Source organism: Listeria aquatica FSL S10-1188 (assembly GCF_000525795.1).
GTDB classification, from domain to species: domain Bacteria; phylum Bacillota; class Bacilli; order Lactobacillales; family Listeriaceae; genus Listeria; species Listeria aquatica.
This window is the reverse complement of sequence record NZ_AOCG01000003.1, coordinates 102,865-115,905: the sequence shown is the minus strand read 5'-3', so window position 1 is coordinate 115,905 and position 13,041 is coordinate 102,865. Positions and strand designations below refer to the sequence as shown.

The 13,041-nt window shown below is 39.6% G+C and carries 10 protein-coding genes and 3 pseudogenes; 8 read left to right on the top strand and 5 right to left on the bottom strand.

Annotated elements, in window-relative coordinates:
- Positions 1–4: 4 nt before the first annotated feature.
- The 3 genes and pseudogenes from MAQA_RS03085 to MAQA_RS03075 all read right to left on the bottom strand — a co-directional run bounded on the left by MAQA_RS03085 (position 5) and on the right by MAQA_RS03075 (position 1,019).
- On the bottom strand, positions 5–349 hold the full coding sequence (locus MAQA_RS03085) for an FBP domain-containing protein (protein WP_077913538.1): 345 nt from the start codon (positions 347–349) through the stop codon (positions 5–7).
- Complete coding sequence (locus MAQA_RS03080; RefSeq protein WP_036071263.1) at positions 298–657, bottom strand: elongation factor G-binding protein; 360 nt, start codon at positions 655–657, stop codon at positions 298–300. The genes MAQA_RS03085 and MAQA_RS03080 overlap by 52 nt, the downstream gene beginning before the upstream one ends.
- A 97-nt stretch (positions 658–754) precedes the next feature.
- Positions 755–1,019, bottom strand: a pseudogene (locus MAQA_RS03075) (CD3324 family protein).
- Between the two features lie 281 nt (positions 1,020–1,300).
- Here MAQA_RS03075 and MAQA_RS03070 point away from each other — a divergent pair.
- Positions 1,301–1,651: a helix-turn-helix domain-containing protein gene (locus MAQA_RS03070; protein WP_036071350.1), complete on the top strand. Its 351-nt coding sequence runs from the start codon at positions 1,301–1,303 to the stop codon at positions 1,649–1,651.
- Between the two features lie 32 nt (positions 1,652–1,683).
- Here MAQA_RS03070 and MAQA_RS03065 read toward each other — a convergent pair whose 3' ends face one another.
- A complete protein-coding gene (locus MAQA_RS03065) occupies positions 1,684–2,283 on the bottom strand; it encodes a competence protein ComK (protein WP_036071261.1) in 600 nt (199 codons plus the stop codon).
- 240 nt (positions 2,284–2,523) lie between these two features.
- On the opposite strand from MAQA_RS03065, the gene MAQA_RS03060 reads away from it, so the two are divergent.
- The 4 genes and pseudogenes from MAQA_RS03060 (at position 2,524) to MAQA_RS03045 (ending at position 10,483) form a co-directional block, all read left to right on the top strand.
- On the top strand, positions 2,524–2,760 hold the full coding sequence (locus MAQA_RS03060) for an IDEAL domain-containing protein (RefSeq protein ID WP_036071259.1): 237 nt from the start codon (positions 2,524–2,526) through the stop codon (positions 2,758–2,760).
- Positions 2,761–2,893: 133 nt separating this feature from the next.
- Positions 2,894–6,377, top strand: a pseudogene (gene addB / locus MAQA_RS03055) (helicase-exonuclease AddAB subunit AddB).
- Positions 6,361–10,057, top strand: a pseudogene (gene addA, locus MAQA_RS03050) (helicase-exonuclease AddAB subunit AddA). The pseudogenes addB and addA overlap by 17 nt, the downstream one beginning before the upstream one ends.
- Before the next feature lie 66 nt (positions 10,058–10,123).
- Positions 10,124–10,483 carry a YisL family protein gene (locus MAQA_RS03045; RefSeq protein WP_036071256.1) on the top strand — a complete coding sequence of 120 codons (360 nt, stop codon included), beginning with the start codon at positions 10,124–10,126 and terminating at the stop codon, positions 10,481–10,483.
- Positions 10,484–10,520: 37 nt separating this feature from the next.
- Here the strand turns inward: MAQA_RS03045 and MAQA_RS03040 are convergent, their stop codons facing one another.
- The gene (locus MAQA_RS03040; protein ID WP_036071254.1) at positions 10,521–11,327 is read right to left on the bottom strand and encodes a Cof-type HAD-IIB family hydrolase; all 807 of its coding nucleotides are present in this window, start codon (positions 11,325–11,327) and stop codon (positions 10,521–10,523) included.
- Positions 11,328–11,483: 156 nt separating this feature from the next.
- Between MAQA_RS03040 and yjfP the strand changes: the two genes are divergently transcribed.
- The 3 genes from yjfP to MAQA_RS03025 all read left to right on the top strand — a co-directional run bounded on the left by yjfP (position 11,484) and on the right by MAQA_RS03025 (position 12,938).
- Positions 11,484–12,236 (top strand): esterase, encoded by a 753-nt coding sequence (gene yjfP, locus MAQA_RS03035; RefSeq protein WP_036071252.1) that lies wholly within the window; start codon positions 11,484–11,486, stop codon positions 12,234–12,236.
- A gap of 67 nt (positions 12,237–12,303) precedes the next feature.
- Positions 12,304–12,612, top strand: a complete 309-nt coding sequence (locus MAQA_RS03030) for a metal-sulfur cluster assembly factor (RefSeq protein ID WP_036071250.1) — start codon at positions 12,304–12,306, stop codon at positions 12,610–12,612.
- Positions 12,613–12,746: 134 nt separating this feature from the next.
- Positions 12,747–12,938, top strand: a complete 192-nt coding sequence (locus MAQA_RS03025; RefSeq protein ID WP_036071248.1) for a hypothetical protein — start codon at positions 12,747–12,749, stop codon at positions 12,936–12,938.
- Positions 12,939–13,041 lie beyond the last annotated feature (103 nt).

Here is a 13,041-nt window from a genome sequence, read left to right as displayed (position 1 = left end):
AATTTTATTTTTTAGCAGATTGACTATATGCTACAAAATAATCCAGTTTTTCAGTATTTGTCAGATGAGCATTACAACTTTCTGCATCTTGACAGATATAATTGCTGAGCGCTTTATAGGTATTTGCTTTTGAATTTATCGTTACATCAACTGTAAATAAACCAACGTCTGTCACTTGATTGCAGAAATGGCAAATATCTTTTTTTTGACTAGGCAAAAAACTCCCTTTTAAAGCAGTAAGTTTACCTTCATACTCATAAACCATAAATTTTTTCATAGAACCCGCATCAAGCCAGCTTAGATAAGTGAGTTGTTTACGTTTTTCGTCTGTAAGCTCTGGGGGATGCAGTTTTTTTTGTTTTTTTTAAACATCTTTTTGAGTTGCGCTTCACTGATTGAAGGAAATGGATAAATATAGGGAGTAAGCGATTCTTGAAATTTTTCGAAATCTTGTTCATTTTTAATTTCGGTAAGTGGTTTTAAAAGAGCCGCTTGTTCTTGATTTAATTGTTCGAAAAGACTTTCCGCTTTACTTAGTGAATAAAAAGCAAATTCCTTTTTGATTTGTAAGTCATTTACACTTCGTTCTGCATCCCAAACTTGCTTGGCATGACGCATAATGGCATTAAAAAGATGATTGGGAATAAAAGCTTCCACAGTTCAACACCTCCATAACTTATTTTAAAGGAAGAAAAGTACAGTTGTACAGTACTGAAAACAATTCATAAGAGTTTTAAAGAAAGACCTGCTGAATTCAACAGGTCTTTTGATAGATAATATTCCTAATCGTATTTTCCGATAAAAAATAGTTTTCAGCTAGCTCTTTCATAGTAGTTCCTTCTTCGAAAGCTAGTTTAATGGCTTCATTTCGTTTTTTTAGTTTCGATCTGATTCCCGAATTTGCACCCCAAGCACGTTTTTTTTCTAGCGGGGATGTAAAGAGTTGTCCCAGAAGCATATTTTTGAATTTCCTCAATAAGAGACTCAGGAAGCACATCTTCAACAGATTGATATTTCATTTGGCTCGCTCCTTTATTATTTAATCAAATAATAAATCGGCAAAACCATTTTACTTGGCGATTTTAGACATTAACCATTCCAAACAAAGTATCGCCGCTAAAAAAGGCTTTGCCTGGAACGTTTTAGTAAGAGCTGTCATAAAGCTCGTCACCTCCCGTTTGATAAAGTTAATATAAGCCTTTTTTTTAAAATTTGTAAAGTAAATTTTAAAAAATTAGAAATGCGGAGTCGAAATCTACGCAAAGGATTGCTATAATAGAAAGGAGGAGAGGTGAGCGTTTTGAATTTCGGCGAAAAATTAATAAATTTGCGTAAGAAAAATCGGTTAACTCAAAAAGAATTAGCGAAAAAAATTGGCGTAACGCCGTCCACAATTAGCAAGTATGAAAATGGGACACATAAACCACCTATTTTCATGTTGGCTCTTTTAGCTGAAACGCTCGGCACGACAACAGATTTTTTACTTGATGACGTGGCTGCACTGCGGGAAAAAAACTCAGTTAATGCCTTTCCGCTTATCGGCAATCCAGAGCTTGAAAAGTGGTATCTCGAATTGCCATATTCCTTTTCAGAAAAAGATTTAAAATTAATAAAAGAAATTTCAGATGTGATTTTAAAACAAAGCAAATGAGTTTTCCTAGTATCTTAGGAAAACTCATTTTTCTATTTTTCAGAGTGATCGGTTGGTTGGGTATTATTTGGTAGTGCAGACCTGTATCCAAAGAAACTTTCTGCTACATAGTTGGAAGGCGGAAAAAACATAGAGTTTTGAGGAATTTGATTTTCGATCTTTCGCATTTTTTGAGAAAATTTCATGTGTAACATAGAAGTGCGAGCAATTTGATTATTAAAGGAAGAAATCGAAATATCTAAAACGATCGTTTCTAAATTAGCAAAGCGAATGAAAGTTTGGTTATTATCGGCAGCGTGGTAATCTTTAATATGTTGTGGGAATATCCAGACGCAGTGGGGGTTTTGCGGTGAAGTAGTTGGAAAAGCATACGTAAACGAAATGGGGTCAATAATGATAGGTGGCTTGTGAGTAATTCCTATCAGGTGCTTTGTCCCTTCTTTGCGTCCGTCATAATTGGCACCAAAATATTTGCAACTAGTTTTAATTAATTCAAAGGGGGTAAACTTTGATATAGAGTGAGAACCAAGTTCCATTACCTCTGAGTAAAGCGACCCACCTGCTTTATAGGGCAAAATAATCATCGTATGAGGATTCACCTCGTAAATTTGCTGATCTTGCATTTTCTTCATTTCAAGCATCTCCTTCTAAGATTGTCTTTAATATTTATGAAAAGAAGTTTGGAATAAGAAACTTCTAGCCATCTGTTTATGTCAGCTAGTTATTTGTTGGCTATTATAGCATACAAGTTTTCTTGCGTCAGTAGAATTTAGAAAAGTTGAATTTTTGAAGCTTTTGATGATTTTTGAAGCCGATTTAAGCATTTTTCAAGCGAACTTGGCCATGAAAATCCCGAAAAGGAGTGATTAGTCGTGGAAATGCGTGATTTTTCAAATTCATTAATGAATCAAGTCGGTCTATTAAAGGGCGAGAAAGAACTGACAAACGTTTTTATTGAATGCTACATGACAATGCTCCTAGAAAAACGGAAAGAAGAACAGCTAAGACTTGAAATAGATCAGGCGCTTGATGACGGAGATGCAGAACGTTTTGGAGAGCTTACTAATAAATTGCTAAAATTAAAGAAGGAAATGCTGGAATTTAAATGAGTTTTGTGAAAAACTAAGATAGTGTAGGCTATCTTAGTTTTTTTGCGTCATGAAAATTCAATTTTAGTAACTTTACGGAAGTCAGGAAATCCGTTACAATAAGAAATAAAAACATATGTTCGGTGGTGATGAGATGACGCTTCAATTTATACTCGGCAAAGCAGGGTCGGGAAAGACAACCAAGCTTATTCAAGAAATGAAAAAAAAATGGAGAACAACATCCGAATGAGCAACAGATTTTAATTGTGCCTGATCAAATGACGTACCAAATGGAACGCTTTCTTTTTAACGAAACAAAAGCTAAAGGTTTTATGAACATCCAAGTTTATAGTTTTAATCGAGTTGCTTGGCGAGTTTTATCTGAAACAGGCGGCCTTGGGAGAACTTTTCTAACAAGAACAGGCACAGAGATGCTGCTCCGCGAAGTTGTGAAAGAAGAAGCAGACAAGTTGCATGTCTTCCATAAATCGGCTAAAAAACACGGTTTTTATAAAGAATTGACGGAACTGTTCAAGGAATTTAAACAATATGAAGTTGAACAAGAGGCTTTTAAAACGGAAATTGAAAATCCAACAACGAAAGAAAAAATGTTGGATGTTTCTTTGCTGTTCGAAAAATATCAAGAAAAGCTATACGGGAAATTTTTAGAAAGCGAAGATTATCTCAAGCTCTTAATTGATAAAATGCCTTATAGCTCGTATATTCAAAATGCTTCTATCTACTTAGATGGTTTTGATAGCTTTTCAAAACAAGAACTTTCAGTGGTTGAGGCACTACTTAAACAGGCTAATCATGTGAAAATCGCCTTATCACTAGATCAGGCTTCACTAAGTGGGGGAGATAACTTATTTAGTATGTTTGATTTTAATTCGGAATCCTACCATACTGTTTCTCAAATTGCCGAAGTGGCAGGCATTGGCATCGAACCGGCCATTTTCCTGACTGGCTTTAAGCGTTCTGCTAAGGAAGGATTGCTTCGTTTAGAAAAAGCGTGGAGTGGAAATACGTTTGAGACATTTGAAGGGTCTCCAGATGGTGTAAACTTACATCAAGCTAATAATCGCCGTTCTGAGATTGAAGGCGTGGCTCGTGAAGTGGCTAAACTCGTTCGAACAAACGGATATCGCTATTCTGACATGGCTATTTTAATTCGCAATATGGCGGATTATGAAGAAATTGTGCATTCTGTAATGACGCGAGATGCTATTCCTTATTTTTGGGATAAAAAACGTGGCATGGCAAGGCATCCTCTTATCGAATTTATTCGATCAAGTTTGGAAGCTATTTCGCAAAATTGGCAATACGAACCGCTTTTTCAAGCTGTGCGAACGGAAATGCTTTTTCCGCCCGAAGAAAATCAAGAAGCTCTTCGTTTCAAAGTGGATCAATTTGAGAATTATCTCTTAGAAAACGGAATCTACAATAGGCAGCGTTTTCTTGCCAGTGAAAAATGGCACTATCGTAAAATACGTGGGTTAGCCACAAACATTGGCGTTCAAACGGATGCAGAGCTCAAGATGGAAGAGCGTATCAATGAAGTTCGGAATTTGATTACAGAACCATTACTGTTTTTAGAAGAACAAGTAGCGCCTAAAGCAACAGGAAAGTCGTTTGCAGCAGGTCTGTTTGCTTATTTGGAGTATGTACAGGCAGCTGAACGGATGGAGCTTTGGCGTGCACGAGCTGAAAGAGAAGGGTTTATTGAACTTGCACGTGAACATGGCCAAGCTTGGAAGGCGGTCATTTCTCTTTTGGATGAGTTTGTAGAAGTGCTCGGCGAAGAAGAACTAACACGTGAGGATTTCTTAGAAGTGATTCAAACAGGACTAGAAGCTTTGGAATTTTCGCTCCTTCCTCCTGCGCTTGATCAGTTGATAGTGACAGATATGGAACACGCGCGTTTACTGGAAGCAAAAGTTGTATTTGCTGTGGGTCTGAATGATGGTGTTTTACCGCGTCGAGTAAGTGACAAAGGGATTTTATCAGAAGAAGATCGAGCGATTTTGCAAGAACAGGGAATTTCGCTTAAGCCATCGAATCATCGTGCGCTGCTCCATGAGGAATTTATTGCGTACCGCGTCTTTACTTCTGCAAAAGATGCGCTTTATTTAAGCTATCCGGCAGCGGATGAAGAAGGAAAGTTGCTTGCTCCTTCGAACTATATTCGCAAAATAAAGGCGATTTTTAGTGAGCTTACGGAGGAAGTCTATTTAACGGATCCAAGTCTGCTTTCAGAAGAAGAACAAAAAACGTATGTTGAAACGCGAGAAGAAACGCTTGGACTTCTTACATCGGTTCTTGGTATGTATAAACGTGGATATCCGATTATGCCGCTCTGGTGGCAAGTGTATAATTATTTTGTCACTCAAAATGATAAGGGAGCAAGGCGGATTTTAAGCAGTTTAACCTATCAAAACAATACCGGCGTTCTTGCAGAAGAAACCGCTTCTGGGTTATTCGGCAAAGAAATTCATGCTAGTGTTTCACGGATGGAAAAATTTTTCAGTTGTGAGTTCCAACATTTTGCTCGTTACGGCTTGAGACTCGAAGAACGGGCGACTTATCAACTGGAAGCAGTAGATATGGGAGAAATTTTTCACGGTGCGATGGAATGGATTTCAGCTGAACTTAAAAGGCGCGGGACTGAGTGGGGCAATTTAACTGAAGAAGAATGCCTCGCGCTTTCTGAACAAGCAATGGATTATTTAGCGCCAAAATTACAACATGAAATCCTCTTAAGCTCAAAGCGAATGGCTTATATTAAATATAAACTTTTCCATATCATTGCTCGTGCGGCAGTGGTTTTGAACGAACAAGCGAAAGTGAGTGCTTTTCGGCCAGTTGGTTTAGAGGTGGATTTTGGCAGGAGCAGTCAAATCCCAGCGATGAAAATTCCACTTAAAGGTGGACACGAGCTGCTGCTACAAGGTCGAATCGACCGTGTAGATGAAGCGGAAAAAGAGGGACGGAGTTTTCTTCGCATTATCGACTATAAATCAAGCGCACATGACCTAAAGCTACCGGAGATTTATTACGGGATTGCACTACAAATGCTCACGTATTTAGATGTGGTGGTAAGTAATGCGGCTGAATTTATCGGAAAACAAGCGGAACCTGCAGGCGTTCTCTATTTCCATATGCACAATAAGTTGATTTCAGCTGATACGCCGCTTGATGAGGCTGAACTCTTAAAAGAAGTGAAGAAAAGCTACAAGATGAAGGGGCTTGTCTTACGAGACCCCGTCACGATTACGCTCATGGACGAAGAATTAGAAAACGGTGGTTCTTCGCTTATTATTCCAGCAGAAATTAAGAAAGATGGCTCTTTAAGCGCCCGTTCAAAAACGGCAAGTAAAGCAGAATTTGATGAAATGCGTCATTTTGTTCGTCACAAATATCAAGAAGCTGGGAATAAAATTTTAGATGGTGAAGTGGCGATTAATCCTTATAATATGCAAGACCGGACACCTTGCCAGTTTTGTCCTTTCCAATCAGTTTGCCAGTTTGACCCAGGCGCGGAAAGCGAAAAATATCGCTATTTGAAAAATGAAGATTCTAAGACGATTCTAGAAAAAATGAAAGAAGAGGGAGGTGAAACGGATGAGACCAATTCCTGAAAAACCAGAAAACGCAACTTGGACGGATGAGCAGTGGCAAGCTATCCATGCAGGTGGAGAAAATATTTTAGTTGCAGCGGCAGCAGGGTCTGGGAAAACGGCTGTACTTGTTAACCGAATTATTAGCCGCTTACTTGATGAGACAACTCCTTGTAATGTGGATGAGCTTTTAGTAGTTACCTTTACAAATGCAGCGGCGGCTGAAATGAAGCATCGGATTGGGCAAGCTCTTGAGGCGGAACTTGAGAAGAATCCGGATTCACTTCATTTGAAAAAACAAATTGCACTGCTTAACACGGCCACTATTTCTACGTTGCATGCTTTTTGTTTAGATTTGATTCGAAAATACTATTATCGTACAGAAGTCGATCCTGATTTTCGCTTGATGGATCAAGTGGAAAGCATGCTTTTGCGAGATGAAGTTTTGGATGCGTTTTTAGAGCGTGAGTTTGCCGAAGAAGGGAACGAAGCATTTTTCCATTTAGCAGACACGGTAACAGATGATCGTTCGGATCAAAATTTAGCTGATCTCATTTCGAAACTCTATGATTTCTCAGCAGCAAATCCTGATCCAGCTAAGTGGTTAGATGAGATGGTTTCGTTTTATCAGGAAACAGAAGGCAAGCAAATTAGCGATTTGCCTTACTATCCAGTGATTATTGAGACGATTCAAGCGGAAATTGAAAAAGCCAAAGATCAACTAGAACTTGCTAAGCATCTCAGTGAAGCCCCAGGAGGTCCAGCAGGCTATTTAGAAACATTTCAAGATGATCTTAGACAAGTGGAAGGCTTACAAGAGATAATGCAACAGGCGACGTTTGATGAGTTAGGAGAAGCCTTTCAAGCGGTCTCTTTTAAACGAATCGCAACGCTTAAAAATAAAGAGGAACTGGATCAAGCGTTAATTGAGCGAGCCAAAAAAGCTCGAGATACAGCTAAAAAGGCCGTTCAAGGCATTGCTGAAAGCTTGTTTAAGCGTAAAGAAAAAGAATATTTGAAAGATCTTGCTAGCATGCAGGGCGATGTGAAAACACTTGCTAAACTTGTAAAACGATTTTCGACTGAATTCTTTATAGCGAAGGAGCAAAAAGGCGTACTGGATTTCAGTGATCTGGAACACTTGGCTTTGGACATTTTACAGGAACAAGATGGGTCAAAATCCATCGTCGCACGCGAACTTACGAAGCGATTCCAAGAAGTGCTAGTCGATGAATATCAAGATACAAACCTTGTCCAAGAAATGATTATTTCGTTAGTGACGATTCCAGATGAGGCTTCTGGCGATTTATTCATGGTTGGTGATGTTAAACAGTCCATTTACCGTTTCAGGCTGGCGGAACCAACGTTGTTTATGGAGAAATATCGACGCTATTCGAAATCAGGCGCAAATGGAGGCATGAAGATCGACTTATCGAAAAATTTTCGCAGTCGAGCAGAGGTTTTAGAGGCCACTAATTTTATTTTTAGACAGATTATGGATCGAAACGTCGGGGGAAATTGATTATGATGCGGATGCTGAGCTTTATCTTGGAGCAAACTATGAAGCAGCTGATGGCATGGAAACAGAACTCTTAATTGTGGATCGTGATCAGGAAGAGAAAAGTGAGCAAGTCAGTGCAGCTGATGAAATGAAAAAAGATCAATTAGAAGCACGCGCCATTGCTTGCCGTGTTGAAGAACTCGTTCAATCGCGTTTTCAAATATTTGATAAAAGTTCAAGACAATTTCGTCCGGTTGAATATCGGGATATCGTCATTTTATCGCGTTCGATGACAAGTGCAACCGATATGGAAGAAGCTATGCGGGAACGGGATATTCCTTTTTATGTAAGCAGTCAAACCGGATATTTTGAAGCGATCGAAGTGGCTATCATGATTTCACTGCTTAAGCTTGTCGATAACCCGTACCAAGATATTCCGCTTGCATCTGTTTTGCGCTCGCCTATTTTTGGACTTACAGAAGAAGAACTTGCTCAAATTCGTTTGCAGAAAAAACAAGGCTACTTCTTTGCGGGGTTACAAGAATATGTGCAAGAAAATGGAGATGCCCTATCAGAAAAACTGAGCGAGTTTTTGACGATGCTGAAAAAATGGCGCGACTTGTCAATTCGTGAAAGCTTGACCGCGCTTATCAGCCAAATTTATGAAGATACACAGTTTTATGAATTCGTAGGTGGGCTGTCGGGTGGCAAAACGCGACAAGCTAATTTGCGGGCCCTTTACGAACGAGCTGGGCAGTATGAAAAAACAGCTTTTCGTGGACTTTTCCGCTTTATCCGTTTCATTGAGCGGCTAGAGCTTCGCGGTGAAGATCTAGGAACAGCCAAAACACTTGGCGAAAAAGAAGATGTTGTTCGGATGATGACAATTCACGCTAGTAAAGGTTTGGAATTTCCAGTTGTCATTTTGACAGGACTGAATCGCAAATTTAATCGCCGCGATATTACTGCAAAAACGTTGCTGGATAAAGATTTTGGCTTTGCGGCGAGCTATACGAACACTGAAAAGCGAATTACTTATCCAACAATTATGCAGCGTGCTGTGAAGGCAAAAAAGACTCGTGAGATGTTGGCAGAAGAAATGCGAGTTCTCTATGTGGCTTTAACACGTGCGGAAGAAAAACTCATTTTAGTAGGGACTGTTCCGAAGTGGGAAGAGACATTGGCGCACTTTCTTGCAGTGAAAGATACAGAGGAAACGCTTCTTCCTGCAAGTACGCGTTTGAGTGCTTCGACATATCTCGACTGGGTTGGATGCGCGTTTGTACGACATCCTGATTTTTTACGGCAAACTGTTTCAAGCGGCTCAGAGACCGTTTCGTCTCTTCCGACCGCTATGAAACTCAAGGTGGCTGTTTTGACGCAAGAAATGGTGATGCCTGCTACAGAAAAAGCAGAGTCCGATAATTTTATGAAGGAAGTGCAGGGCTTTCAAGCGGTTCCGATTGGGAAAGATACAGCAGAAATTGCAAAGATTCTCAAGTTTGTTTACCCGCATGAAACAGAAACTGGGATTTATTCGAAGCAATCGGTAACGGAGCTGAAACGGCAATTTCAAATTCAAGATAGCTTCAGCGATGACCGGTTTGTTCAAACTTTGAAGGGAGCGTCTCTTGAACGTCCTAAATTTTTGCAAGCAGAAAAAAAGCTGACGAGTACAGAAATCGGGACAGCGATGCACACTGTAATGCAAGCTATTCCACTTGATGCACCGCCGACAAAGGAAAGTTTAATACAGCTCTTAGCGAAGATGGTTGATGAAGAGAAACTGACGGAAATCGAGAAACAAGCGATTCAAGTTGAACAAATTCAGGCGTTTTTTGATACGAAACTAGGACAAGCTTTATTTGATCCCACCAGCCAAATTAAACGAGAAGTCCCATTTGTTTATCAAATTCCAGCTCGTGAAATTAATCCAGGAGCAAAAACTGATAGCCCAGTTCTTGTTCAAGGGGTTGTGGATTTGATTCTCGTTTATGCTGACCATGTGATACTCGTGGATTATAAAACAGACCGAATTCGTGAGAAGTATTCAAGCCGGGAAAGTGCCATGATGGAGATGAAAAAACGCTATGAGGTACAACTAAAATTGTACCGGCAGGCGTTAGAGTCGATTCTTGAGAAGCCTGTTACGGGAGCATATCTATATTTCTTTGATAGCCAGGATCTACTTGAACTTTGAGTTCCATTTCGCTACGTGATATGATAATGCTATTGAAGTTAAAGTGATAGAAAGAGGGACAAATTTATGTGGGAATATCTTCATTTGATTTCTTGGGTTGCCATCATTATTTTGACGATTGCTGCTTGGATCTGCTATCCAAAATCCGAGAAGAGTTTTACAATTTTTGCGATGATTGACCGAGTATTTTATATCGTGCTGATTTTGAGTGGAATCATGATGATTCAGTATAGCTTGGAAACAAGCTGGCTTGTTTCCATCTTCAAGATTTTGATGGGTGTTATAACAATTGGGGTAATCGAAATGCTACTTAGTTTTCGAAAGAAAAAACGACCAACTGGACTTTTCTTAGTCTTGTTTGTGGTCGCTGTGATTATCACAATTTCGCTTGGCTTTTATTTATCAGGCGGATCACCGCTATTTTAAAAACTGTTGGAGCTCTATAACGCTCCAACAGTTTTTTTTATAATAAGTTTTCTTCTAGATAAATAGCAATTCCATCTTCTTCATTGGATTTTGTCACGGTATTGGCTGCGTTTTTGGCCGCGTCTACAGCATTTCCCATTGCGACCCCAACACCGGCATAGTCTAGCATTTCAAGATCGTTTGCTTCATCGCCAAAAGCAATCACATTTTTAGTTTCAAAACCGAGTGTTTTAGCGGCTTTATCAACGCCGATCGCCTTATGGACACCGTGCTTTACTACTTCTACTGCTGGCCAGCTAGCTCCCCATGTGTGATAGGAAATAACATGCGATAAAGCATCGTCCAGATGGCGGCTGATTGTGTTTAGCTGTTCAGTTTGTCCAAAGAAAAGCACGGATGTAGGGTTCGCCGTAATTTGGGTTCTTAAATTACCAATGAAAACCTCGCCGGTTCCTGTTTTAAAATTTTCGGGTACGCTGTCGTCGCCACGAGCTAGAAAAACGCTATCTTCCACTTCTGCGGCTATGTTTGAAAGTGGGAATTGTTTTGTATAATCAAGCAGTTCGTGGACTATAGCAAGGTCGATAGCTTGGTGATAGCTTCCTGTATACGAAGCATCAAGTGGATGATGCAAAATAGCTCCGTTGAAATTAACAATGGGTGATTTTAAGTCTAATTCGCGATAATACTGGCTACTTAGACGAAACGGTCGTCCGGTTGCAATCATCACCTCGTGCCCTTTTTCACGTGCTCTGGTTAAAGCGCTTTTAGTACGCGCTGAAATGGTCTGATCTTCTTTTAAAGTTGTTCCATCAAGGTCCAATACAATTAATTTTTTATCCATCATTGACTCCTTTATTTATGAATTCATTTATTAGCGACGCTTTGTTTCTTCGTGCTAAAATGGAGGTATCTCTATGATAGACTGTAAAAGGTGCTTTGTAAATGGGCGAGGTTTTACAGTGAATTCGCAAAAATGTATAGAAATGAGGCTGTAAGAGTGATTCAAGTAACGAATGAGCAAGTCAAAAATATTCCACTACTTCATGTTGTGAGGCACGATTTACAAGGAGAAAAATTGCCGACGGTCTTTTTTTATCACGGATTTCAATCAGAAAAGGAACTTTATCTCCATTACGGATATTTTTTAGCGGAACGAGGATTCCGAGTCTTTTTGCCAGAAGCAAAATTTCACGGCGAGCGCAAGGGAACTATTACGTCTTCCGAACAAGCGATGTATTTTTGGGATACGGTTACAGCAAATATTGAAGAATTTAATGATTTGCGTCAAGAACTAGTAGCTAAAAGCTTAGTTGATGAAGAACGAATTGGCGTTGCTGGCGTTTCGATGGGAGCTATTACAACGCTTGGGATTTTAGCTCGTTTTGATGCTGTGAAAGTTGCCGTTAGTTTGATGGGAAGTGCTTATTACGAAGCGTTTGCAAGGGAGCTCGTTTCAGCAGCTGAAGCAGAGGGAATGACATTTCCTTATGACGTCGAAGCGCGAATTGCCGAACTTGAGCCTTATGATTTAAGCAAGCATTTGGAACGTTTGGGAAATCGGCCACTGCTTCTCTGGCATGGCAAAAAGGATGATGTTGTGCCCTTTAAATATAGTGAAAAACTAGTTGATACGCTTACTTTAGAAAATCGTGCGGAGAATGTGGAGTTCGTCACTGACGAACACGCTAAACATAAGGTGTCGATTGATGGTATCGATCGGACCACCGCGTTTTTCCAAAAGAATTTATAAGTGATGAAAATCACTGGAAGTTGTGTTACAATGTCTCTACAAACAGCCAAAAGGAGGTTCGCTCTTCATGGATGAGGAACTTAAAGAAAATATTATGGGTGCACTGGAGCAAGTAATTGACCCAGAACTTGGAATAGATATTGTGAATATCGGTCTTGTTTATGATGTTGATTTGGATGAGGACGGACTGTGTACGGTTACGATGACTCTTACAACAATGGGATGTCCACTTGCCGGTATTTTAACAGATCAAGTTCATGCGGCACTCGCTGATATTCCAGAAGTGAAAGATACACATGTCGATATCGTTTGGAATCCGCCTTGGACAAAGGAACGAATGTCACGTTATGCGAAGATCGCACTTGGAATTCGTTAAATAAATCTAAAGCGGCATGTCTCTCTTGCAGGAGACATGCCGCTTTTGCTTGTGGAAAATCAGCCTTAAGAAGGATTCTATCGAGACGTTGCTTAGCTATAATAAAAATAGATAGAAAAGGGAGGTTAGCAAAAATGGAAGAACGTCTTTATGAATTAGAGGATAAAGTGCAAGACTTAGAGTTAGAGGTTCTTGATTTAAAACAGCAAGTTTATGATCTCAAACATCAACCAAAACGTACAGGTTCTTTTTTAGGCGGACAGTTTTGGGTACTGATTCCAGTTGTTGCGATTTTAAGTTGGATGTTCATCGAAATCTTTGATTGATGACCTTTTATTGTGGACAAGTCTTTTTACTGGATTTTTATTAGACAATTAGGTAGAATGTTCTGGTGTACGATTATTCTTTTATTTTCGAAGTGTTTTTTGG